Origin of the sequence: Brevundimonas fluminis, assembly GCF_003934285.1 — a bacterium.
In the GTDB taxonomy this organism is placed as follows: Bacteria; Pseudomonadota; Alphaproteobacteria; order Caulobacterales; family Caulobacteraceae; genus Brevundimonas; species Brevundimonas fluminis.
In genome coordinates this window covers 538343-560689 of the sequence record NZ_RQWJ01000003.1, presented here as the reverse complement: position 1 = coordinate 560689, position 22347 = coordinate 538343, and the positions used below count along the sequence as shown (strand labels likewise).

Sequence of the window (22347 nt, the reverse complement as noted above, 5' to 3'; positions counted from 1 at the left end):
GCGTGGCGACGCGCCTTCTGGAGCCGCTGGCGCCCCGGTTGCTGGACGCGCGCGCGCGGCGGGGCAAGGAGGACGCCGCGCGGGTCGACGAGCGGCTGGGGACGGCGTCGGTCGCGCGGCCGGACGGCGATCTGATCTGGCTGCACGGCGTCAGCGTGGGGGAGACCCTGTCGCTGCTGCCCTTGGTCGAACGGCTGCGGCGGGACCGGCCGGACCTGACGGTGCTGGTGACGTCCGGGACCGTGACGTCGGCGCAGTTGCTGGCGCGGCGGCTGCCGACGGGCGTGATCCATCAGTATGCGCCGGTGGACGGCCCGCAGGCGGCGGCGGCCTTCCTCCATCACTGGCGGCCGTCGCTGGGGGTGATGGTCGAGAGCGAGCTGTGGCCCAACCTGCTGCTGTCGGCGAAGGCGCGCGGGGTGAAGCTGGCGCTGGTCAGCGCGCGGATCACGCAGAAGACGGCGGACGGCTGGGCGCGGTTCCCGGGCGCGGCGCGCAAGGTGCTGGCGGCGTTCGACCGCGTGTTGCCGCAGGACGACTCCTCGGCGGAGCGGCTGGCGGGGCTGGGCGCGCGGGTGGACGGCCTGGCGAACCTGAAGCTTGCGGGCGAGGCGCCGCCGCATGACGCCAGGGCCTTCACGGCCATGTCCGCGGCGGTCGGCGACCGCGCGGTGATCGTGGCGGCCAGCACGCATGAAGGCGAGGAGGCGGCCATCGTGCGGGCGCTGGACCGGCTGACGGGCCGGGTGTGCCTGATCTTCGTGCCGCGGCACCCCGAGCGCGGGCCCGGGCTGGCGCAGGTGCTGGAGGCCGAGGGCTGGCGACTGGCGGTGCGGTCGCGGGGGCAGACGCTGGACGGGGGGACGGACCTGTATCTGGCCGACACCCTGGGCGAGATGGGGCTGTTCCTGCGTCTGGCCGACGTGGTGGTGATGGGCGGGTCGTTCCACGCGGCGGTGGGGCAGCCGCCGGTCGGGGGGCACAATCCGCTGGAGCCGGCGCGGCTGGGCAAACCGACCTTCACGGGGCCGGACATGTCGAACTGGGCGGCGGTGACGGAGATGCTGACGGCCGGCGGCGGCCTGCGGGTCGTGGAAACGCCGGAGCATTTGCCCGAAGCGATCGCGCCGCTGTTGACCGATCCGGCGGCGGCCAAGCGCATGGGCGAGGCCGGGCGGCGGACGGCGGCCGAGGTCGGCGCCGTGGTCGATCAGGTGACGGCGGCGCTGGCCCCCCTGCTGCCGGCGCGGAAGGGGCGGCGATGAAGCTGAACACGCCGCGCTGGTGGTATCGGCGGGACCGGAAGCACGGGACGGCGCTGCGGATGCTGCTGACGCCCGCCGGGTGGATATGGACGGCGGCGACGAAGCGGCGGCTTGCCGGAGGCGCGTGGGTGAACGTCGGCGCGCCGGTGATCTCGATCGGCAATCTGACGGTCGGCGGATCGGGCAAGACGCCGGTCGCCATGGAGACGCTGCGGCTCCTTCGGGCGACGGGGGTCGAGGCGCATGCGCTGTCGCGCGGTTACGGGGGACGGCTGGAGGGGCCGGTGCGGGTCGATCCGGCGACGCATTCGGCCGGCGACGTGGGGGACGAGCCGCTGATGATCGCGACGACGGCGCCGGCGTGGGTTTCGCGGGACCGGGTCGCGGGGGCGCGGGCGGCGGTGGCGGCGGGCGCGGAGGCGCTGGTGCTGGACGACGCGCACCAGAACCCGGCGCTGAAGCAGGCGCTGAGCCTCGTGGTCGTGGACGGCGAGACTCGGGACGAGGAATGGCCGTTCGGCGACGGTTCGGTGTTTCCCGCCGGGCCCATGCGCGAGCCGTTGAAGGTCGGTCTGGCGCGGGCGGACGCTGTGATCGTGCTCCTGCCGACGGACGTGGCCGAGGTGGACCCGGAGCTGATGGAGGAATTCGGCAGCCTGCCCGTCTTCGTCGCGCGGCTGGCGCCGGAGGGGCCGCCGCCCGAGGGACCGCAGGTCGGATTCGCCGGCATCGCCAAGCCGTGGAAGGTGGAGCGGTCGCTCAAGGCCGCGGGGTGCGATCTGGCGGACTTCGCCCCCTTCCCCGACCACGCCGCCTATTCCGGGGGCGAGCTGAAGGCGCTGGCCGACCGCGCGGCGGTGTTCGGGGCAGGACTGATCACCACCGAGAAGGACTGGGTCCGCCTGCCGCCCGAGTGGCGGGCGCGCGTGACGTCGTGGCCGGTGCGCGCGCGGTTCGAGGACGAGGCCGGGTTTCTGAGGCTGATCAGGTCCCCCGTCTGACGGCGGGGCGGTCCAGCACGTCGTCGCGCAGGGGGGTCATGGTGGACAGGTCCCAGTCGGCCTCGACGAAGGGCTTTCGGGTCGGCTCGGTCACCGGGGGATAGCCGCCGACCTGCCGTTCATGGTCGATGATCTCGCCGCGGCCCTCGGCGACTTCGGCGATCAGCAGGACGTCGCGCTGGTCGCGGTCCCACGGCCGGGCGCCGACGTCGCGCAGCACGCTCACCTGCACGTCCACGGCCGGGATCGGCTGCAGTCCCTCCCACCAGACCGGCGGACGGCGCATCTCGATGATGCGGGCGTTCGTCGTCGTGTAGCGGCCGAACATGCGCAGCGGCTCGCCCACCTGGTCCACGGCGATGTTGTCGCGGCCGTAGTATTCCACGTCGCCGGCGCCGCCGATCATCATGAAGGCCAGACGCTCGGTCGGGGTGGACGGGCCGGCGCGAAGCACGTTGCCGACGACGGTCATCTTGCCGACCTCGAAGGGGACGTCGCCCCACTCCTCGGGGGCGAGGTTGTAGTGGATGGCGCGGGGTCCGGGATTGTAGATCAGGTTGTTGGCGATGATCCCGTGCACGCCGCCCTTGAACAGCGGGCTGCGCTCGTAGTTGTGGGCGTACAGATTGCCCACGATCAGCAGGTTCGTGACGTTGTCGTGGATCAGCGAGCCCTTGGAGTGCTCGCCCTTCGAGTGGGTCGACCAGGCCAGGCTTTCGCCGACCAGGTTGTTCGAGAAGGTGATGTTGTGGCTGGTGCCGGCGCGCCATTCGGCGGGCGTGGAGCCGGTGAAGCGGGGGCCGGAGGCGGACAGGTTCTCGTCGGTGGCCCAGGTCAGGCTGTTGTGGTCGATGATGACGTTGCGGGCGCCGACGGTGGCGATGCCGTCCTCGTCCCAGCCGCTCATCCATTCGCCGCCGGCCGAGCCCGGGCGGATGCGCAGGTGCTGGACGATCACGTCGTGGCCGCGGATGTCCATGCCGCCGCGGATCAGCGTGATGCCGGGCGACGGGGCCGTCTGGCCGGCGATGGTGACGAAGGGATTGCGCAGGACCAGGGTCTTCTTCTCCAGGTCGATGACGCCGCCGACCTCGAAGACGATGATGCGGGGGCCCTCGGCCTCGATGGCTTCGCGCAGGGAGCCCGGCCCCTCCGACGCCAGGGTGGTGACGCGGATGATGCGGCCGCCGCGCCCGCCGGGCGTGGTCGAGGCCCAGCCCAGCGCGCCGGGGAAGGCCAGGGGCGCGGTCGCCTGGGGCGTCGGCTCGGCGCGCCGCCCGATTCCGAACAGCTGGGCCGAGGCCAGCGAAGGTGCGGTCAGCAGCGCCGCGAAGGCGAGCAAACCGGCGAGCGAGCGGGTCAGGCGCATGATTCCATCCCTGTGAGCGGGTCGCCTCACTGTGCGACCGTCTGTTCCGGATTCAAATTGACACCGGTTTCCTTCCTGCGCAATGTCCGCCTCAACCGGGGAGGACGCGTGGCTCACGCGCACGACAGTTCAAGCGTTTCGCCCATCGCCCGCGCCTTCGTGGAGGCGCGCCGGCAGGGTCGCGCCCTGCCCGTCTATCCGGGCGTTGAGCCCACCAGCCTGGCGGACGCCTATGCCATCCAGGACGACGCCATCGGCCTGTCGACCGACCGCATCGTCGGCTGGAAGCTGGGCCGCGTGCCGCCGCCGTACGACGCGCGCTTCGGCGCAGGGCGGCTGGCCGGGCCGATCTTCGCCGCCGAGCTGCAGGAGGCGGCCGAAGCGACGTTCCCGGTCATCGAGGGCGGCTTCGCGGCGGTGGAGGCGGAATATGTGCTGGTGCTGGGAGACGACGCGCCCGATCGGGCCGGATGGACCGCGGACACGGTCGGCGATCTGGTCTCCGACATGCGGATCGGCATGGAGATCGCGGGCAGTCCTTTTCCCGGGATCAACGACCACGGCCCGGCCGTCACCGCCTCGGACTTCGGCAACAATCAGGGCCTGATCCTGGGGCCTTCCATCCCCGACTGGCGGGGGCGCCTGAGCGACCTGACCTGCCGCATGGAGATCGACGGGGTGGAGGTGGGGCACGGGGGCGCCGCGACGGTGCCGGGCGGGCCGCTGGACTCGCTGGCCTTCCTGCTGAACCTTCTGCATGCGCGGGGGCGGGCGCTGACGGCTGGACAGCTGGTGTCGACCGGAGCGGCCACCGGAGTGCACCGGATCTTCGCGGCGCAGTCCTGCGTGGCCGATTTCGGACCCGACGGCGCCCTTTCGGCGCGGGCCGTGGCGTGGGGGACGGACGGATGACGGCGACGCGGCGCGGGCTGGCCCTCGGGGCCCTGGGGCTGGGCGGACTGGCCGCGTCGGGATGCGCCCCGACGGCGCGGGCGAGCGCGGCGACCGAGTTCAGATGCGTGGACGTGCACCCCGCCGACTATCCGACCGTCGAGGCCGTGAAGTGGATGGGCCAAGAGCTGTCGCGCCTGACCGACGGACGTCTGGGCGTGCGCCAGTTTCCAGCGGGCCAGCTGGGCACCGAGGACGACTCGATAGGCCTGACGCGGTTCCAGGCGGTCGACGTGTGCCGGGTGGCGGTGGCGGCGCTGAACAACGCCTTCCCCGAGACCCGCATCCTGGCCCTGCCCTACGTCTTCCGCTCGGTCGCCCATGTGCGCGCCGTCGTGGACGGGCCGATCGGGACCGACCTGCTGAACGTGTTCGAGGGGCGAGGGCTGGTGGGGCTCGCCTATTACGACGCCGCGCCGCGCAGCTTCTACAACGTGCGCCGGCCGGTGGCGGAGCCGGGGCAGCTGAAGGGTCTGAAGATCCGGGCGCCGCAGTCGGACATCTTCCTGGAGTCGATCCGGGCCATGGGGGCGAACCCCACGCCGCTGACCTTCGGGGCGGTGTTTTCGTCCCTGCAGACCCACCTGATCGACGGGGCCGAAAACAACTGGCCCAGCTATCAGTCCAGCCGACAGTTCGAAGTGGCCCGGCACTGGAGCGACACCCAGCACTCCTTCTCGCCCGACGCCCTTCTGATGTCGAAGGCGAGCCTGGAGCGGTTGACGCCGGCCGACCGCGATCTGGTGCGCGACGTCGCACGGAGATCGGTGCAGGTCATGCGCCCCCTGTGGGACGCCCGCGAGACCGACGCCCGGACGAAGGTGATCGAGGCGGGCACGGTGGTGACCGAGGTCGACCGGGAGGCGTTCGCCGCCTCGGTGAAGCCGGTGCTGGACCGGCATCTGGCCGATCCGGTTCTGGATCGTCTGCACGACCGGGTCACGACGACGGCCGGATAGGGCCGCGAACGGAAACGGCTTCGAGAGGGAGGAGCCCATGAGCGAGCAACCGCAGGCGCGGCGTCGCGCGCTGGACGGACTGGCCGCCCTGGCCCTGGGGCTGGCGGCGGCGGCCCTTGCGGGCATGGCGGTGGTCCAGGCGTGGCAGGTCTTCGCCCGCTATGTGCTGAACGACAGCCCGGGCTGGACCGAGCCCGTGGCCCTGCTGCTGATGGGCCTCGCGGTGATGCTGGGCGCGGCCGTGGGCGTGCGCCGTGAGACCCACTTCGCCTTTCAGGGCCTGCGCGACGCCCTGCCCGGCCCGCTGAAGGCGGCGGCCAAGGCGCTGTCGCGTCTGATCGCCCTCGCCGCGGGATTGGGCCTGACGGGCTATGGCCTGATGCTGATGATCGACGACTGGGACGTGGCCATGGCCGGCGCGCCGCTGCCGTCGGGGCTGAAATTCCTTGGGCTGGCCGTGGGCGGGGCGCTGATCGCGCTGTTCTCGGCCGAGCGTCTGCTGACCGGCGATTTCGTCGAACCCGCGACGGAGGGCTGAGCCGTGGAGTATGTGATCCTGTTCGGCGTCCTGTTCGGCCTGCTGGCGCTGGGCGTGCCCGTGGCCTTCTGCCTGCTGGCCTCGACGCTCGCGACCGTCCTTTATCTGCTGCTGCCGCCGCTGGTCGTGTTCCAGCAGATGGGCTCGGACATGAGTTCGGTGGCGCTTCTGGCCATCCCGCTGTTCATCTTCACCGGCGAGCTGATGATGAAGGGCGGGCTGGCGGACCGGATGATCGCCCTGGCCTCGTCCATGGTCGGGCACGTGCGCGGCGGCCTGGGCCAGGTGACGGTGGTCGGATCGACCCTGTTCGGCGGGGTTTCGGGCAGCGCCATCGCCGACGTCTCGGCCATCGGCGGCACCATGATCCCGCAGATGCAGAAGCGGGGATACCAGTCGGACTATGCGGTCAACGTGACCATCTCGGCGGCGCTGGTGGCCCTGCTGGTGCCGCCGTCGCACAACATGATCCTGTATTCGGCCGCGGCCGGGGGCGGGGTGTCGATCTCCGACCTGTTCGCCGCGGGCATCATCCCGGCGCTGCTGCTGGCGGCCAGCCTGATGGTCACGGCCTACGTCATCGCGCGCAGGCGCGGCTACGCGGCCGAAGCCTTCCCCGGCTTCCGCACGGTGGCGACGCGGTTCGTGGCGGCCATACCCGGACTGTTGCTGGTGCTGATCATCTTCGGCGGCATCCGGGCGGGCATCTTCACCGCGGTGGAGAGCGCCTCGATCGCGGCGGTCTATGCCGCGGTGATCACCGGCCTGGTCTATCGCCACCTGTCGTGGGACGGGTTCAAGGCGGCCTGCACGGGCGCGGCGCGGACGGCGGGGGCGGTGCTGTTCATCATCGGCACGGCCGGGGCCTTCGGCTGGCTGATGGCCTATCTGCAGATCCCGGCCCAGATGGTCGAGCTGCTGCAGGTGCTGACCGACAACCCGATCCTGATCCTGCTGCTGATCAACGTCATCCTGCTGATCCTCGGCACCTTCATGGACATGGCGCCGCTGATCATCATCTGCACGCCCATCTTCCTGCCGGTGGCCAAGGCGTTCGGCGTCGACCCGGTGCAGTTCGGGGTGATCCTGCTGCTGAACTGCGGCATCGGCCTGATCACGCCGCCGGTGGGATCGGTGCTGTTCGTGGGATCCGCCATCGCCCGGCAACCGATGACGACGGCGCTGAAGACCATCTGGCCGTTCTGGCTGACCTGCGCCGCCGTGCTGATGCTGGTGACCTTCGTGCCGGCGCTGAGCCTGTGGCTGCCCGCCCTGCTGAAGTAGGTCAGGCGGCGTCGCGGGGACCGTAGCGCAGGCGGGCGAGGAAGTCCGTGGCGGCGCGCAGGGGAGAATAGAAGTCCTTGCCCGCCTTCCACTTCTCGAAGGCCATGACGTTCTCGATGCGGGCGGCGACGAAGGCGTCCGCCGCGTCCTTGCCGTCGAACAGGCGCAGGGTCATGGCCGGGATCAGAATGCCCGACAGGATGGTGCGCTTGGACTGGTGGTTCCAGTCGGTCGCCACATCGCCCGCCCAACGCCAGATGCGGTCGGCGGTGGCCCAGGTCAGGGTCAGGGCGAGGTCGGCGTTGGTCGGCAGGGCCATGAAGCCGGCCACGCGCTTCTCCGCCTCAGCGCCCGCGGCCGCCGCCTCCAGCCGGGCGGAGACGGCGCGGGAGATGCGCTCGCGGATCTTCAGCGTGGTCGGATCGACGCCGGCCAGCGATTCGAAGGCCGCATCGTCGTTGCGGCGCCACAGCAGGGCGGCGAGATCGCGGGGGCCGTTGGGCAGAAGCAGCTCGCGGTCGCCGTCGGACAGGCCGCAGGCCTTGCACGCCGAAGCGACCATTCGGGCGTTCCAGCCCATGGTCGGCGCGCGGTCGAGAGCGGCGTCCAGCACCTTCCGCTCCGTGATGGAGGCCCAGTCGTCGGCGGGTTCGCCCGTGGTCGTCATCGCGCCAGAATAGGCCCGGAAAAAGCGTCGCGCGAGCCCGCAGAAGCGGCCGCGACGATCTGGACACGCCCTGCCCGCTCGTGTATCAGCCCGCCTTCATCCGCGGACCCTGTCCGGCGGAGAACGATTTCGTTTTGTCTGCCCGTCTCCCTCACAGGACGCGGCGGGCGGCCAAAGGAGAGTTTCACCTGGTTCAGATTTTCGTCCGCGACAACAACGTCGATCAGGCGCTGAAGGCCCTGAAGAAGAAGATGCAGCGCGAAGGCAGCTTCCGCGAGATGAAGCGCCACGTGCACTACGAGAAGCCCTCGGAGAAGCGCGCCCGCCAGAAGGCCGAGGCCGTTCGCCGCGCCCGCAAGCTGGCCCGCAAGCGTGCCCAGCGCGAAGGCCTGCTGCCCGCGCCCAAGCCGCGCGTGCCCGGCGGCCGCTGATCTCCTGATCGGCAGTTCGAGTTTGAAGAGCCGCCCCGGGAAGCCGGGGCGGTTTTTCTTTGCTCAGTAGAGCGTGCGGAAGCGCAGCGTGCCCGGGATCGCCTTCAAGGCGTCCAGGGCCTTGGGATCGTAGTCGCGGTCGACGTCGACGATGACGTAGCCGGTGCGCTCGTCCGTCTTCAGGTGCTGGCCCAGAACGTTGAGGCCGGCCGAGGCCAGGGCGCCGTTCAGCTCGGCGAGGACGCCCGGCTGGTTGCGGTGGATGTGCAGGAGGCGGTGCGCCTCGGCCACGTCGGACAGCTGCACGTTGGGCAGGTTGACGCTGAACGTGGTGTCGCCCCGGTTGAGGTAGCCCAGCAGGCGCTCCGCCGCGAACTCTCCGATCGCCTCCTGCGCCTCCTCGGTCGAACCGCCGACGTGCGGCGTCAGGATGACGTTGCGCAGACCCATGAGCGGGCTGTCGAAGGGATCGTCGTTCGTGCGGGGTTCCTCGGGAAAGACGTCGAGCGCGGCCCCGCCGATGCGGCCCGCGCCGATCGCCTGGGCCAGGGCGCTGACGTCGACGACGTGGCCGCGCGACAGGTTCAGCAGCAGCGCGCCGGGCTTCATCGCCGCCAGTTCGCGCGCGCCGATCAGGTTCGTGTTCGAGGCGCGGCCGTCGACGTGCAGGCTGACCACGTCGGCCTCGGCCAGCACCGCCTCCAGCGAGGGCAGGCGGCGCGCATTGCCCAGCGCCAGCCGCTCGGTCAGGTCGTGGAAGACCACGCGCATGCCCAGCGCCTCGGCCAGCACCGACAGCTGGCTGCCGATGGCGCCGTAGCCGATCAGGCCCAGCGTCTTGCCGCGGATCTCGCGGGCGCCCGCGGCGGACTTGATCCACTGGCCGCGGTGCATGGCGGCCGACTTGTCCGACACGCCGCGCATCAGGCTGACGATCAGGCCGACGGCCAGCTCGACCACCGAGCGGGTGTTGGAGTGCGGGGCGTTGAAGACGGCGACGCCGCGGTCGGCGGCGGCCTGCAGATCGATCTGGTTGGTGCCGATGCAGAAGGCGGCCACGGCCATCAGGCGGTCGGCGGCCTCCAGCACGCGGGCGCTGACCTCGGTCTTGGACCGCACGCCGAGCACGTGCACGCCCTTGAGCCGCGCGATCAGATCGTCCTCGTCCAGCGCCCCCTTCACGGTCTCGACCGTGTAGCCGGCGGCCTCGAACCGCTGCACGGCGGCGGGGTGGACGTTCTCCAGCAGCAGGATGCGGATGCGGCTGCGCGGGTAGGACCAGCGACCGGCGAGGCCCTCGGCGTGCAGGACTTCGTCGAGCGTCGCCGCCTCCATGTCGGCGGCGGCCACGACGCGGTCGCGGCGCACGATCTCGGTGAAGGCGATGAAGCGGTCGGCGGCGCCGGCCAGCTTGACCTCGGCGTCGGTCCAGCCGTCGCCGATCATGACGACGGGGCCGGTCAGGTTCAGGGCGCGGATCGCGGCGGCCTTGCCCTGCGGCGCGAGGATCGGATTGGGCTGGACGCCGGCGACCCGGCCGGCGTCGTCGTAAGTCAGGTCGTTGGCCAGCAAGCGGTCGGCGGGAACGCCCAGCAGGTCGGCGACGGGGGCGATCACCTCGCGGAAGCCGCCGGACACGATCACCAGCCGGTCGGCGTGGCGACGGAGCGTTTCGAGATTGCGGGCGACCGAGGGGGCGAGACGGGAAGAGGCCCGGGCGGCGAGGGCCTGGACGTGATCACGCGTGACGGGGAGCAGCTCCAGCCGCTGTGCGAGCGCCCCGGCGAAGTCGATTTCGCCGGCCATGGCCCTGTCCGTCAGTTCGGCCACCCGGGCGCGCCGGTCGGCGGCGTCCGGCGCGTCGGCCAGGGACAGCTCGGCCAACGCCTCAAGCGTTTCGAAATCCACCAGGGTGGAATCGAAGTCGAAGATCAGGGTCGGGGCGGCCATGGGCCGACCCTGACCGACCTTCGCAGTTGCAGCAAGGCTTAGCGGCGTTCCTGGAAATGCTTCAGGGCGGCGGCGCCGACGGCGGCGGCGATGGCGGCGATGGCGGCGGCCCCGGCGCCCTCCTGCGCATGGTCGCGGGCGTAGGCGGCGGCGCGGTGACGGGAGTCGCGGCCGATCATGCGCTCGGTGAACGCCCCGACGCGGTCCCAGCCGCCCTCGGCGTGATCGCGGACGTCACGCAGCCGGTCGCCGGCGCGGAGGCGCGACCAGAGACGCGACGGGCGCACGCTCTCGCGGAGGCGCTCATACCGGGTCGGGCCGCTGCGCTGGTTCAGGAGCAGGGTCGCCAGACCGATGCCCGCCAGGACCGCCACCACGCCGGCGGTGACGCCCGGGTGTTTGCGGATTTCCGCGAGGGCGCTGAAATTCCTGACCATGGGATAATGCACTTCTTCCTCCAGACCGTCGTCCGCGGGATCCCAGAGGCCGTCCTCGTACGGGTGATACTCGCCCCGCTTGTCCCGCATCAGCATGGGAGCGAACCGGGCCAGCAGAGGTTCCGCCACGCCGGGGAAGGCGGCGTAGAGCGAGGCGATCAGCCGCCCTCCTCCGCCCACGGTGATCTCGCGCACCGGATGGGTGGCGCACCACAGGATGGCGTCGGCGACCACCGGCGTCGCATAGACCGGCTGGGGGTTGTGCACGGCGTGGCCGGTGATGTTGCGGGCATGCTTGTTGTAGGGCGTGTCGACGGCGGCCGGCTTGACCAGGCTGACCGCGACCTTGGCGTCCTCGCGCAGAAGCTCCATGCGGAAGGCGTTGGTGAAACCCTTCACCGCATGTTTGGAGGCCGAGTAGACCCCCTGCACCGGCAGGGGCGCGTCGGACAGCGTCGAGCCGACGTTGACGATCGCGCCGCCGTAGGGCCGCTCGCGCAGGTGCTCGGCGGCGATCAGCGATCCGTTGACCACGCCCCAGTAGTTGGTTTCGAACAGCTTGCGCTGGTCCTGGAGCGTCGTCTCGCGGATGGCGCCGAAGATCGAGACGCCGGCGTTGTTCACCCAGGTGTCGAAGCCGCCGAACAGGCGCGCGGCCTTGTCCGCGGCCTCGCGCAGGGCGCCTTCGTCGGCCACGTCGGCGACGGCGAAGGCGACGCGGGCGCCTTTGGCCTGAAGCTCCTCGCACAGACGGGCCAGGTCCTTTTCGCCGCGCGCGATCAGAAACACCCGCGCGCCCGCCGCCGCCGCCTTGCGCGCCGTCGCCAGGCCGATGCCGGACGTGGCGCCGGTGATGACGATCGACTGCTGGCCAAGGGGCTTGAAGGCGGGCTTTCGGGCCATTCGGCGCTCCGGGTGTTCGGGGACGACAAATCAACGGGTCGCCGCATCGCAGGGTTCCCAGCTTGGCCGTAGCACCCGGCCTTGGAAAGGGCCAAGGGTGCGCCTATCTGGCGCCTTTCGCGTTGCCCCGTTCCGGAGACCGACTTGACCGACGCCGCCCCGATCACCGACGACCTGGCCGCCGCCTTCCAGATCGAGGGCTGGCCGGTGCGCGGTCGGATCGTGCGTCTGGGCGCGGCGATCGACGAGGTGCTGTCGGCGCACGACTATCCGGAGCCCGTGGCAGCCCTGCTGGGCGAGGCGTGCGTGCTGGCCGCGCTGGTGGGGTCCAGCCTGAAGTTCGACGGCCGGCTGCTGGTGCAGGCGCAGGGCGACGGGCCCGTGCGGTATCTGGTGGCGGACTACGGCACCGACGGCACGCTGCGCGGCTTCTGCCGGTTCGATCCGGACGAGGTGGCGGCGGCGTCACGAGGCTTTTCCCGGCCGGGCGCGCAGAGCCTGCTGGGCAAGGGCGTGCTGATCATGACGCTGGACCGCGGCCCCGACTTCGAGCGCACGCAGGGCATCACGCCGATCGAGGGCGAGAGCCTGAGCCTGTGCGCCGAGCATTTCTTCGAGCAGTCCGAGCAGGTGCCGACCAAGGTGCGGCTGGCCATCGGCTCGGTCGACGCCGGCGACGGACCGCGGTGGCGGGCGGGCGGCGCCCTGATCCAGGTCATCGCGGCCGATCAGGCGCGCGGCGACACCGCCGACGTGTGGGAGCGGAGCCGCGCCCTGTTCGCGACCCTGGCCGACGACGAGCTGCTGGATCCGACGGTGACGCCGGAGACCCTGCTGTACCGCCTGTTCCACGAGGACGGCGTGCGGCTGGAGGGCGCAAGGCCGCTGGTGGCGCAATGCCGGTGCTCGGCCGAGCGGATCGAGGCCATGATGGCCAGCTTCAGCGCCGAGGACCGCGCCGAGATGGTCGAGCCCGACGGCAGGATCCACGTGAAGTGCGAGTACTGCGGCCGGAACTACGAGCTGGAGCCGGAGGCGGCGCCCGCTCAGTAGGCCAGCGCCAGACCGTCCTTGCGCATTTCTGACGCCGCGCCGTAGGTCCACGGGCCGCGCTCGTTCACCTGGCGCACCACGTTCTGATAGCCGCCAAAGCCGCCGTTGGGTCCGCCCAGGGTCCAGCCCATGGCGCGCAGCCGTTCCTTCGTGGCTTCCGGAACGCCTGTTTCGAGATGCAACACGCCCGTGCCCACGGCGGGCTCTCCCGTCGGTTCGGACGACCCCTCGTGCTGCCAGCGCGGGGCGTCGCCCGCCTCCTGCGGGTCGAGGCCGTAGTCGACCATGTTGATCACGATCTGGGCCTGGCCCTGGGGCTGCATGCCGCCGCCCATGACGCCGAAGGCCATCCAGGGCTCCCCGTCCTTCGTGGCGAAGCCGGGGATGATGGTGTGGAAGGGCCGCTTGCCCGGGGCGTAGACATTGGGGTGGCCGTCGATCAGGGCGAACAGTTCGCCGCGGTCCTGGAACATGAAGCCCAGGGTGCCGCCGTTTCCGTCGTCGGGCACCAGGCCCGAGCCCATGCCGCGATAGTTGGACTGGATCCAGCTGACCATCATGCCGTCGGCGTCGGCGACGCTGAAATAGGTGGTGTCGCCCTGCGTCGGCGCGTCGCCGGGCAGGACGCGGTCCATGACCCGGTCCATGCGGATCAGGGCGGCGCGTTCGGCGGCGTAGTCCCTGGAGATCAGCCGCTCGACAGGCGTCTTCGAGAAGCGCTCGTCGGCGAACCAGCGAGCGCGGTCCTCGAAGGCCAGCCGCTTGGCCTCGGCCTGGACGTGGATGGCGGCGGCGGACTGGAAGCCCAGCCCCTTCAGATCGAACCGCTCGCAGACGTTGAGGATCTGCAGGGTCGACAGGCCCTGGGTGTTGGGCCCCAGCTGCCAGACGTCGACCCCGCGATAGCTGGACGACAGCGGCTCGACCCACTCCGTCCGGTGCGCGGCCAGGTCGGCGCGGGTCATCCAGCCGCCGATGCGCCGGAAATAGCCCTCGATGGCCTCGGCGATCGGCCCTTCGTAGAAGGCGTCGCGCCCGCCGTCGGCGATCAGGCGGTAGGTGCGGGCCAGGTCGGGATTGGCGAAGACCTCGCCCACCCGTGGCGTCCGGCCGTCGGGGGCGTAGACCCGCTTGCGATTGTCGTTGTCCTCTATGATCGCGGCCGACCGGTCGAAGCCGGCCATGTTCCGCTCCAGGTAGAAGGCGATCAGCTGGGGCATGACCTCGCCGCGCTCGCACAGCTCGACGACGGGCATCAGCACGTCCTTCCACGGCAGCTTGCCGTGGCGCTGGTGCGCCTGCCACCACGCGTCGACCGTGCCCGGCACGTTGACCGTGACGGCGCCGTAGGACGGCAGGTATCCTCGCGCGTTTGCCTTGCCGCGCGCCGCCTCCAGCGACAGGCCCCGCGGGCTGGCGCCCGAGCCGTTGAAGCCCAGCACCTTCCTCTGCTTCGGGTCCCACATCAGACAGAAGGCGTCGCCGCCGATGCCGTTGGCGACGGGCTCCAGAAAGCCCAGCGCCGCATTGACCGCGATCGCCGCGTCGATGGCCGAGCCGCCGCGCCGCAGCGTGTCGAGCCCGATCAGGGTCGCCGTCGGATGCGCCGTCGCCACGGCCCCGCGCGTTCCCCACACGGTCGAGCGCCCCGCGAACGGCGCCCCCATGATCCGGTCGCCCATGCCGACGCCGCGATAGGGATAGGCGGAAGGGGCGGTCTGCGATGGGGCGGCCGAGGTCCGTGCGGAGCCCGCCGTCGCGGCGACGGAAGCGCCGGCCAGCACGGCGCCGGCGGGCAGGTTCGACAGGAAGGTGCGGCGGCGCATGGAAATCTCCGTCAGCGACGTTTGGGGGCCGCCGGACCGGCGGCTTCACCGTTCAGGGCGCCTTCGCCCAGCACCAGCGTCGTGCCCTTTCCGGCGCTCAAGGCCTGAAGCAGTCGGAGGCGCATCAGGTCCGGGTTGTCCTTGAGCATGCGCGCCGCGTTCGCCAGCGCCCGGAGGGCCGCCTGCTCGCCGCGCGCGCGTTCCAGAGCGGCCTGTCCTTCCAGACGGGCGCGTTCCACTTCGGTGACGGAGCGGCGGAGCTCGGGCGGCATGACGACCGCGCCGAGCGCCACCTGATCGACGGCGACCTGATCGGCGGGAGCCTTGACCTCTTCCAGCAGACTGCCGTCGAGGGTCTCTTCACGAGCCAGAAGGGCCTCCAGCTGATGGCGGGCGGCGAACCGCATGAGAGCCTGCGCCACCGCCGCCTGAACGACCTGGTAGGCGGGGAACGCCAGCGACCGCTCGGCATCCACGATGCGCCAGAGGACGATGGCCGAAAGGCGGATGGGGAAGCCCTCGGCCGTGACGGCCTCCACGGGCCCGACCGACATGAACTGGGCCGTCATCGACACGCGCTGGACGTACATCGACCGACCTCCGCGGAGGACGTGATGCCGGCCGGGCGCGAGCATCCGCTGGAAGCCGCCGTCAAGGAACACGGCCGCCCGCTCCCAAGGGCTGACGCGCACGGTCTTGAAGGCCGCGGTCCAGCCGATCCACGCGAACAGGGCCGCCAGAGCCGCCAGGACCAGGTACTGCACCGTCATGCACCCTCCTCCGGACCGGGCCCCGACGCCGCGACGGACAGGCGGGGGCACGAGACCCGCAGAGCCTGACCATGGCTGCCTTGCGGCCGGCGTCGGGACCACTGTCGTGACCAAACAGGAGACGGCCGGCGTTGTGGCTGACCGCGCCCGAAAACCGAGCGTCGCGCCTCGACGACCGTCGATGGGGAGTCGAACCCCGTCGTCACGCTAGGGGATGGGCGCTCGATTGCAAGTCGCGGCCGTTGGGCGGCGACGCCGGCTCAGCCGCCCAGATCCAGCGAATAGCCGGCGGAGCGCACGGTGCGGATGGGGTTGGCGGTCCCTTCGACGTTGAGGGCCTTCCGCAGGCGGCCGACGTGGACGTCGACGGTTCGGGCCTCGACGTAGACGTCGGACCCCCAGACGGCGTCCAGCAGCTGCTCGCGGCTGAAGACGCGGCCGGGGTGCTGCATGAAGTGATCCAGCAGGCGGAACTCCGTCGGGCCCAGATGGACCTCCGACCCCGCGCGGCGCACCCGGTGCGCGACCCGGTCGATGACGATGTCGCCGTGGTTGATGCGGTCGTCGGCCAGACCCGGACGGATGCGGCGCAGCACGGCGCGGATGCGGGCGATCAGCTCCGTCATCGAGAAGGGCTTGGTCAGATAGTCGTCGGCGCCGGTGTCGAGCCCACGGACGCGATCGGTTTCCTCTCCCCGAGCGGTCAGCATGATGATCGGCAGGTTGCGCGTCTCGGCCTTGCCCCGGATGCGGCGGCAGACCTCGATGCCCGACACCTTGGGCAGCATCCAGTCCAGCAGGACGAGGTCGGGCAGGCGCTCGTCGATCTGGACCAGCCCCTCCTCGCCGTCGCCGGCGACGACCACGCGATAGCCTTCCTTCTCGAGATTGTACTGAAGCAGGGTGGCGAGGGCGTCCTCGTCTTCCATCACCAGAACGTAGGGCTGCACGTCGGTCTCCAGGCTGTTCGGTCAGGCGCGGATCAGGAGTCGGCCTTGAAGTCGGGCTCGGACGGCAGGGCGCTGAGGCGCGGCCGCTCGCCGTACATGTCGCCGCCGGTGATCTCGTAGTGGATGGTCTCGGCGATGTTGGTGGCGTGGTCGCCGATCCGTTCGAGGTTCTTGGCCATGAACAGCAGGTGGGTGCCGGCCGATATCGTGCGCGGATCGCCCATCATGTAGGTCAGCAGCTCGCGGAACAGGCTGTTGTAGTGCTCGTCCACCTCGTCGTCGGTGCTCCAGACCGAGACCGCGCGGTCCAGCTCTCCGCCGGTGTAGGCGTCCATGACGTCGCGGAGGCGGCCGGAGACCAGCTTGCCCATACGCTCGATCGAGCGCGTCAGCGGCACCATGGGCTCGCCCTCTGCCAGGATCAGGGCGCGCTTGGCGATGTTGCGGGCCAGGTCGCCGGTGCGCTCCAGATCCACCGCCAGCTTCATGGCCGACAGGGTCTTGCGCAGGTCCGACGCCACGGGCTGGCGCAGGGCGATGAGGCGGATGGCCTTCTTCTCGATGTCGTGGTGCAGGGCGTCCAGCTTCTGGTCGCGCTCCACCACCGCACGGGCCAGGGCGACGTCGCGGCGGGCGACGGATTCGACGGCGTCGGCGACCTGGGCTTCGGCCAGGCCGCCCATGCGGGCGACCTCGGCCGTGAGCTGGTTCAGCTCGTCTCCATAGGACTTTACGGTGTGCTGGTTCATTCGAGGTGATCTCAGCCGAAGCGGCCGGTTATGTAATCGAGCGTGCGCCGCTCGCGCGGGTTTGTGAAGATTTCCTCCGTGTTCCCCGTCTCGACGAGGCGGCCCATGTGGAAGAAGGCCGTGCGCTGCGACACGCGGGCGGCCTGGGCCATGGAGTGGGTGACGATGACGATGCAGTACTGCTCGCGCAGTTCGTCGATCAGTTCCTCGATCTTGGCGGTGGCGATGGGATCCAGGGCCGAGCACGGCTCGTCCATCAGGATGACCTCGGGCTCGACCGCGATGGCGCGGGCGATGACCAGCCGCTGCTGCTGACCGCCCGACAGGCCGGTGCCGGGCGAGTGCAGACGGTCGGCGACCTCGTCCCACAGGCCGGCGCGACGCAGCGACTTCTCGACCACGCCGTCCAGGTCGGCCTTCGACGTCGTCAGGCCGTGGATGCGCGGGCCGTAGGCGACGTTCTCGTAGATCGACTTGGGGAAGGGGTTCGGCTTCTGGAACACCATGCCGACCTGGGCGCGCAGCAGCACGGGGTCGACCGACTTCGAGTTGACGTCCTGACCGTCCATCTCGATGCGGCCCGTGACGCGCGCCGACGGAATGGTGTCGTTCATGCGGTTGAGACAGCGCAGGAAGGTCGACTTGCCGCAGCCCGACGGGCCGATGAAGGCGGTCACGGTCTTGTCCGGGATGTCGACGGAGACGTCGTGCAGCGCCTGCTTGTCGCCGTAGTGGACCGAGACGTCGCGCGCGCGGATCTTGATCGGGCCCAGCGGTTCCGCCGGGCGGGGCTGGAGGGCCGGGCCGGCCGTGGCGTCGGTCGGCTCCACGGCGTCGGCGGTAGGGCCGTCGGGCCCGTCAGACCGCGCGGCGGGCAGGACGTGGCCGCCCATGCGCGGCGTCTGGGTCGGATCGCCCGAGCCCCGGTCGTCGTGCGAACGGAAGATGTTGAACTTCATTGGACTTACCACCGACGTTCGAAACGGCGCCGCAGAACGATCGCGGCGGCGTTCATGACGATCATGAGGGCGAGGAGAACCATGATCGCGGCGGCGGTGCGTTCATGGAAGGCGCGTTCGGACGCGTTCTCCCAGATGTAGATGAGGGACGGCAGGGCGCCGGTCGGCTCGGCCACCGAGGTGGCGACGCCGGGCACGAAGCTGACCATGCCGATCAACAGCAGGGGCGCGGTCTCGCCGAGGGCATGGGCCATGGAGATGATGGCGCCGGTCATGACGCCCGGCAGGGCCAGCGGCAGGACGTGCTGGAACACGGTCTGGGTCTTCGAGGCGCCGAGGGCCAGCGCGGCCTCACGGATCGAGGGCGGCACGGCCTTCAGCGACGACCGCGTGGCGATGATGATGGTCGGCAGGGCCATGAGGGCCAGCACCAGACCGCCGACCAGCGGCGAGGACCGCGGCAGTTGCATCCAGTTGATGAACAGGGCCAGCCCCAGCAGGCCGTAGACGATCGAGGGCACGGCCGCGAGGTTGTTGATGTTGACCTCGATGAAGGCGCTGAGACGATTGCGGGGCGCGAACTCCTCCAGCCAGATGGCCGCGGCGACGCCGATCGGGATGGCGAGCAGGGCCGTCACCAGCAGCATCAGGGCCGAGCCCACGACGGCGCCCAGCACGCCGGCCAGCTCCGGCTCGGTCGAGTCGCCGGAGGTGAACATGCGGCCGTTGAAGGTCCGCTTCACAAAGCCGTCGTCCTGCAGCCGGTCCAGCCAGCCGATCTGGCGGTCGGTGACGCGGCGCTGCTCCTCGGGCGTGTCGCGCCCGATTTCACCCTTGAAGAACAGGTCGGCGTCGTCCGACAGAGGGGCCGTGACCGTCACGGTCCTGCCGATCAGCGACGGGTCCGCCTTGATCATGTCGCCGGCCACGAACTTCAGCTCGGACGAAAAGATCTGGCGCATTTCGGTGGAGGCGCGGCCGGCCGCGTCGTCGGTCACGCCCAGACGCGCCAGCTGCTGCTCGGCCACCATCTGCGGGAAGTTGGTTCCTTGCGGATAGGCCGGGTCGATGCGGGCGGGGTCCATGTAGACCGGGATCGCCGCCTCGTGCGCCCAGAAAGCGGTGTTGCCCTGGGTCCAGATGCGGCCCAGCAGCAGAACGAGGAAGCCGACGGCCACGCCGATGGCCAGCAGACCGTACAGCTGGAACCGCCTCTCGCGCGCATAGCGGCGGCGCAGACCCTTCTGCAGGCGCGCGGCGCGGTCCGCGGTGGTGGGGGCGAGCGCGTCAGTCATACTGCTGCCGGTAGGTCTGGACGATGCGCTGGGCGACGATGTTGAGCACCAGGGTGGCGAGGAACAGGGTCAGGCCCAGACCGAAGGCGGACAGGGTCTTGGCGCTGTCGAACTCCTGGTCGCCCGTCAGCAGGGTGACGATCTGCACGGTGACGGTGGTGACCGTGTCCAGGGGATTCAGGGTCAGGCGGGCGGCGAGACCGGCGGCCATCGTGACGATCATCGTCTCGCCCACGGCGCGCGACACGGCCAGCAGCAGGGCGCCGGCGACGCCCGGCAGGGCCGCGGGCATCAGCACCCGTCCGACCGTTTCCGACTTCGTCGCGCCCATGGCGTAGGAGCCGTCGCGCAGCGACTGGGGCACGGCGTTGATGATGTCGTCGGACAGCGAGCTGACGAACGGGATCAGCATGATTCCCATGACGCCCCCGGCCACGAGGGCCATCTGGTTCTGAACCAGCATCAGGTACTGGCCGAGGCCGTCCAGCGGACCGCCGATAAGCTGGGCCCCGATGCCGTTGAAGAAGGCGCGGAAGGCGGGACCGACCGTCAGGGCGGCGAAGAAGCCGTAGACGACGGTGGGCACGCCGGCGAGGATCTCAAGCACCGGCTTGACGATCGCGCGGGTCGTCGGGCCAGCGTACTCGGACAGGTAGATGGCCGACATCAGGCCGACCGGCGCGGCCACGGCCATGGCGATCAGCATGATCAGGAAGGTGCCGGCGAACAGCGGCAGGGCCCCGAAGGCGCCGGTGGACCCGACCTGATCGGCGCGGATGGCGGTCTGCGGCGACCACTGCGTGCCCAGCAGGAACTCCTGCACCGGTACCCGCTCGAAGAACCGCGTGGCGTCGATCAGCAGGGAGGCGACGATTCCGACCGTCGTCAGGACGGCGACGGCGGCGCAGGCCAGAAGCACCCCGACCACCCAGCCCTCGACCCGGTTGCGGGCGCGCAGGTCCGGGCGGATGCGGGAGAAGGCGAACAGACCTCCGATCGCGGCGGCCAGAAGGGCTGCCGCCAGGGCGCCGACCAGGCGGATGGAGTCCAGTTGCCCGGCGCGCACGGCCTGGGACTGCAGATCGGCGCTGAGCGGCGCCTCCCAGGTCTGGAGCGGGGTCTCGCCGCCGGCGACGCGGTGGACGTCGGCGTAGAAGGCGTCGCGGCGGATGTCGTCCAGGGCGACGACGGCGGCGGGCTGGTCCGCCTCCAGCAGGCCGCGCTCGACCTGACCGCCGAAGAGGGCGGCGGCCAGAACCACGACGAGGGCGGGCACGGCGACCCAGATCGCGGCCAGGGCGGCGTGCTGCGAGGGGCGGGAATGCGGCCGCACGCCGTCGAAACGCCGGTGCGCGACGGCGCGGCCGGCCACGAAGGCCGCCACGGCGAGGACGATCGGCAGGAGGAAAAGGAGCGCGCTCATCAGGTCCGGCGAAAGGGAATCGGCGCGCGCCGGGGAGGCTCGACCGTTCGGCCGGGAAACTGCCTGCGATGGGTGAGCGGATTACGACTGTGGCGTGACAGTTCCGTTACAGCGTCGAGCCCGGCGCGCCGGTCGGGCGACGGCCGCCCGAAAGCGGGAAAAACGCCGTGAAAATCGTGCCTTGATCGACGACGCTTTCGACCGCCAGACCGCCTCTGTGACGGTTGACGATGTGTTTGACGATGGCCAGGCCCAGTCCCGTGCCCGGCCGGTCGCCGCCGCTCTTCTGGCCCTCGACCCGGTAGAAGCGCTCCGTGAGGCGCGGAAGATGCTCGCGCTCCATGCCGGGCCCATGGTCGCGGACGACGACCGCCGCGTACCGGGCCGAGGCGTCGCGGTCGGGCGTCAGCAGCGGCAGGCGAGACGAGCCCGACATGCGCGCGGCCGTCGCCTCGTCGCCGGACAGGGCGGCGATCACCTCGACGTCCACGCGACCGCCGCGGGCCGAGTATTTCACGGCGTTGTCGATGAGATTCTGGATGACCTGCACGATCTCGTCGCGGTCTCCGCGCACCTCGGCGAAGCCGGCGCCGGACACGCGGACCTCGACGCCCTTGTCGTGCGTCAGGACGCTGAGGGCGTCGACGACGTCCGTCGTCGCGCGGGCCAGATCGACCCGGCCGGACGGCGGAATGTGTTCGTTCAGCTCGATGCGGCTCAACGACAGAAGGTCGGCGACGAGCCGGCCCATCCGGTCGGCCTGCGCCGACATGATGTCCAGGAAGCGGTCTCGGGCCTTGGGGTCGTCTCTGGCGTGGCCCTTCAGCGTCTCGATGAAGCCCGACAGGGAGGCCAGCGGCGTCCGCAGCTCGTGGCTGGCGTTGGCCAGAAAATCGACGCGCATCAGCTCCATGCGCCGCACGTCGGTGTCGTCTCGCAGGACGAGGACGGCGAGCGCGCGCCCCTCGCCGCAGGCCAGCGGACGCGCGTGCGCCACCCAGTGACGATCGCGCACGCCGGTCCAGTCCACCACGCGTTCGACGCTGCCGAAGAGCGCTTCGTCCACGGCCTCGAGAACGACGGGGTCGCGCAGGACGGAGACCAGGATGGCGCCGTCGCGCTGGATGCGCAGCAGATCGCGGGCGGCGCGGTTGGCCAGCACGACGCGACGGCCGGCGATGTCGTCCGGCTCTCCGCCGCTGATGACCAGAACGGCGTCGGTCAGCGACTCGAAGGTGGCCTCGAGCAGCGACGCGTCGGGCGCGGGCGCAGGCGTTTCGGGTTCCTCCTCGGCGACCGGAACCGCAACGCCTTCGGCCCTGCGACGTGGCCGGTTGACCATCCAGGTCGCCAGCGCGACCGCCGCAGCGCCGCCGAGCAGAACCGGCGCATGATGGGGGTGAAGGGCCGCGACTCCCAGCAGCACCGCCGAGGCCACGCCGCCGCTCGCGCCCGCCGTCCACAGGCGCGACGAGGCGGTCGGCGCGATCGGGGACGGGTTGGAGGCGTCGGGCATCGGGGTTCTCTAAAGCGTCCACGCCCGGAGGGGAACGCGACGGACCGCGGC

20 protein-coding genes are annotated in these 22347 nt (G+C 71.0%); 8 read left to right on the top strand and 12 right to left on the bottom strand.

The genetic code is table 11. The features are described 5' to 3' along the window. The first annotated feature begins 2 nt into the window (after positions 1–2). Together EFJ44_RS07710 and lpxK are read left to right on the top strand one after the other, a co-directional pair. On the top strand, positions 3–1265 hold the full coding sequence (locus tag EFJ44_RS07710; protein ID WP_241209714.1) for a 3-deoxy-D-manno-octulosonic acid transferase: 1263 nt from the start codon (positions 3–5) through the stop codon (positions 1263–1265). Beyond that, positions 1262–2266, top strand: a complete 1005-nt coding sequence (gene lpxK / locus EFJ44_RS07705) for a tetraacyldisaccharide 4'-kinase (RefSeq protein ID WP_125256603.1) — start codon at positions 1262–1264, stop codon at positions 2264–2266. The genes EFJ44_RS07710 and lpxK overlap by 4 nt, the downstream gene beginning before the upstream one ends. On the opposite strand, the gene EFJ44_RS07700 is transcribed toward lpxK, so the two are convergent. Next, positions 2250–3635 (bottom strand): pectate lyase family protein, encoded by a 1386-nt coding sequence (locus tag EFJ44_RS07700; RefSeq protein ID WP_125256602.1) that lies wholly within the window; start codon positions 3633–3635, stop codon positions 2250–2252. The genes lpxK and EFJ44_RS07700 overlap by 17 nt on opposite strands. 108 nt (positions 3636–3743) lie before the next feature. Here EFJ44_RS07700 and EFJ44_RS07695 point away from each other — a divergent pair, with 108 nt between their 5' ends. The 4 genes from EFJ44_RS07695 to EFJ44_RS07680 are packed head-to-tail and all read left to right on the top strand — an operon-like array spanning position 3744 to position 7367. Continuing rightward, positions 3744–4547 (top strand): 2-keto-4-pentenoate hydratase, encoded by an 804-nt coding sequence (locus EFJ44_RS07695; RefSeq protein ID WP_125256601.1) that lies wholly within the window; start codon positions 3744–3746, stop codon positions 4545–4547. After that, the gene (locus EFJ44_RS07690; protein WP_125256600.1) at positions 4544–5545 is read left to right on the top strand and encodes a TRAP transporter substrate-binding protein; all 1002 of its coding nucleotides are present in this window, start codon (positions 4544–4546) and stop codon (positions 5543–5545) included. The genes EFJ44_RS07695 and EFJ44_RS07690 overlap by 4 nt, the downstream gene beginning before the upstream one ends. A 37-nt stretch (positions 5546–5582) precedes the next feature. Then, a complete protein-coding gene (locus EFJ44_RS07685) occupies positions 5583–6083 on the top strand; it encodes a TRAP transporter small permease (protein ID WP_206426885.1) in 501 nt (166 codons plus the stop codon). Between the two features lie 3 nt (positions 6084–6086). After that, entirely contained in the window at positions 6087–7367 is a 1281-nt protein-coding gene (locus tag EFJ44_RS07680) for a TRAP transporter large permease (RefSeq protein WP_125256599.1), read from the top strand. A gap of 1 nt (position 7368) precedes the next feature. On the opposite strand, the gene EFJ44_RS07675 is transcribed toward EFJ44_RS07680, so the two are convergent. After that, the gene (locus EFJ44_RS07675) at positions 7369–8034 is read right to left on the bottom strand and encodes a COQ9 family protein (RefSeq protein ID WP_125256598.1); all 666 of its coding nucleotides are present in this window, start codon (positions 8032–8034) and stop codon (positions 7369–7371) included. Between the two features lie 188 nt (positions 8035–8222). Here EFJ44_RS07675 and rpsU point away from each other — a divergent pair, with 188 nt between their 5' ends. After that, positions 8223–8465, top strand: a complete 243-nt coding sequence (gene rpsU / locus EFJ44_RS07670) for a 30S ribosomal protein S21 (RefSeq protein WP_087120183.1) — start codon at positions 8223–8225, stop codon at positions 8463–8465. Positions 8466–8528: 63 nt separating this feature from the next. Here the strand turns inward: rpsU and serA are convergent, their stop codons facing one another. Both serA and EFJ44_RS07660 read right to left on the bottom strand, forming a co-directional pair. Continuing rightward, positions 8529–10415 (bottom strand): phosphoglycerate dehydrogenase, encoded by a 1887-nt coding sequence (serA, locus tag EFJ44_RS07665; protein WP_125256597.1) that lies wholly within the window; start codon positions 10413–10415, stop codon positions 8529–8531. Between the two features lie 38 nt (positions 10416–10453). Next, a complete protein-coding gene (locus EFJ44_RS07660; RefSeq protein WP_125256596.1) occupies positions 10454–11755 on the bottom strand; it encodes an SDR family oxidoreductase in 1302 nt (433 codons plus the stop codon). Positions 11756–11899: 144 nt separating this feature from the next. On the opposite strand from EFJ44_RS07660, the gene EFJ44_RS07655 reads away from it, so the two are divergent. Next, a complete protein-coding gene (locus EFJ44_RS07655; RefSeq protein ID WP_125256595.1) occupies positions 11900–12808 on the top strand; it encodes an Hsp33 family molecular chaperone in 909 nt (302 codons plus the stop codon). On the opposite strand, the gene EFJ44_RS07650 is transcribed toward EFJ44_RS07655, so the two are convergent. The 8 genes from EFJ44_RS07650 to EFJ44_RS07615 all read right to left on the bottom strand — a co-directional run bounded on the left by EFJ44_RS07650 (position 12802) and on the right by EFJ44_RS07615 (position 22296). Further along, positions 12802–14634, bottom strand: a complete 1833-nt coding sequence (locus EFJ44_RS07650; protein ID WP_125256594.1) for a gamma-glutamyltransferase family protein — start codon at positions 14632–14634, stop codon at positions 12802–12804. The genes EFJ44_RS07655 and EFJ44_RS07650 overlap by 7 nt on opposite strands. Before the next feature lie 11 nt (positions 14635–14645). Continuing rightward, positions 14646–15404 carry an SPFH domain-containing protein gene (locus tag EFJ44_RS07645; RefSeq protein ID WP_125256593.1) on the bottom strand — a complete coding sequence of 253 codons (759 nt, stop codon included), beginning with the start codon at positions 15402–15404 and terminating at the stop codon, positions 14646–14648. A gap of 260 nt (positions 15405–15664) precedes the next feature. Next, complete coding sequence (gene phoB, locus EFJ44_RS07640; RefSeq protein ID WP_125256592.1) at positions 15665–16354, bottom strand: phosphate regulon transcriptional regulator PhoB; 690 nt, start codon at positions 16352–16354, stop codon at positions 15665–15667. A 32-nt stretch (positions 16355–16386) separates the two neighbouring features. Beyond that, positions 16387–17103, bottom strand: coding sequence for a phosphate signaling complex protein PhoU (gene phoU, locus EFJ44_RS07635; RefSeq protein WP_125256591.1), 717 nt, complete (start codon positions 17101–17103; stop codon positions 16387–16389). An 11-nt stretch (positions 17104–17114) separates the two neighbouring features. After that, the gene (pstB, locus tag EFJ44_RS07630) at positions 17115–18062 is read right to left on the bottom strand and encodes a phosphate ABC transporter ATP-binding protein PstB (protein ID WP_241209713.1); all 948 of its coding nucleotides are present in this window, start codon (positions 18060–18062) and stop codon (positions 17115–17117) included. A 5-nt stretch (positions 18063–18067) separates the two neighbouring features. Then, positions 18068–19357 (bottom strand): phosphate ABC transporter permease PstA, encoded by a 1290-nt coding sequence (gene pstA, locus EFJ44_RS07625; protein WP_125256590.1) that lies wholly within the window; start codon positions 19355–19357, stop codon positions 18068–18070. Continuing rightward, the gene (gene pstC, locus EFJ44_RS07620; RefSeq protein ID WP_125256589.1) at positions 19350–20780 is read right to left on the bottom strand and encodes a phosphate ABC transporter permease subunit PstC; all 1431 of its coding nucleotides are present in this window, start codon (positions 20778–20780) and stop codon (positions 19350–19352) included. The genes pstA and pstC overlap by 8 nt, the downstream gene beginning before the upstream one ends. 106 nt (positions 20781–20886) lie before the next feature. Continuing rightward, positions 20887–22296, bottom strand: coding sequence for a sensor histidine kinase (locus tag EFJ44_RS07615; protein ID WP_125256588.1), 1410 nt, complete (start codon positions 22294–22296; stop codon positions 20887–20889). Between the last annotated feature and the right edge of the window lie 51 nt (positions 22297–22347).

Coding starts and splice junctions, on each gene's coding strand:
- lpxK (WP_125256603.1), top strand. CDS start 1,262: ATGAAGCTGAACACGCCGCGCTGGTGGTATCGGCGGGACCGGAAGCAC.
- EFJ44_RS07650 (WP_125256594.1), bottom strand. CDS start 14,634: ATGCGCCGCCGCACCTTCCTGTCGAACCTGCCCGCCGGCGCCGTGCTG.
- pstA (WP_125256590.1), bottom strand. CDS start 19,357: ATGACTGACGCGCTCGCCCCCACCACCGCGGACCGCGCCGCGCGCCTG.
- phoU (WP_125256591.1), bottom strand. CDS start 17,103: ATGAACCAGCACACCGTAAAGTCCTATGGAGACGAGCTGAACCAGCTC.
- pstB (WP_241209713.1), bottom strand. CDS start 18,062: ATGAAGTTCAACATCTTCCGTTCGCACGACGACCGGGGCTCGGGCGAT.
- EFJ44_RS07690 (WP_125256600.1), top strand. CDS start 4,544: ATGACGGCGACGCGGCGCGGGCTGGCCCTCGGGGCCCTGGGGCTGGGC.
- EFJ44_RS07700 (WP_125256602.1), bottom strand. CDS start 3,635: ATGCGCCTGACCCGCTCGCTCGCCGGTTTGCTCGCCTTCGCGGCGCTG.
- EFJ44_RS07685 (WP_206426885.1), top strand. CDS start 5,583: ATGAGCGAGCAACCGCAGGCGCGGCGTCGCGCGCTGGACGGACTGGCC.
- EFJ44_RS07615 (WP_125256588.1), bottom strand. CDS start 22,296: ATGCCCGACGCCTCCAACCCGTCCCCGATCGCGCCGACCGCCTCGTCG.
- EFJ44_RS07660 (WP_125256596.1), bottom strand. CDS start 11,755: ATGGCCCGAAAGCCCGCCTTCAAGCCCCTTGGCCAGCAGTCGATCGTC.
- pstC (WP_125256589.1), bottom strand. CDS start 20,780: ATGAGCGCGCTCCTTTTCCTCCTGCCGATCGTCCTCGCCGTGGCGGCC.
- serA (WP_125256597.1), bottom strand. CDS start 10,415: ATGGCCGCCCCGACCCTGATCTTCGACTTCGATTCCACCCTGGTGGAT.
- EFJ44_RS07645 (WP_125256593.1), bottom strand. CDS start 15,404: ATGACGGTGCAGTACCTGGTCCTGGCGGCTCTGGCGGCCCTGTTCGCG.
- EFJ44_RS07675 (WP_125256598.1), bottom strand. CDS start 8,034: ATGACGACCACGGGCGAACCCGCCGACGACTGGGCCTCCATCACGGAG.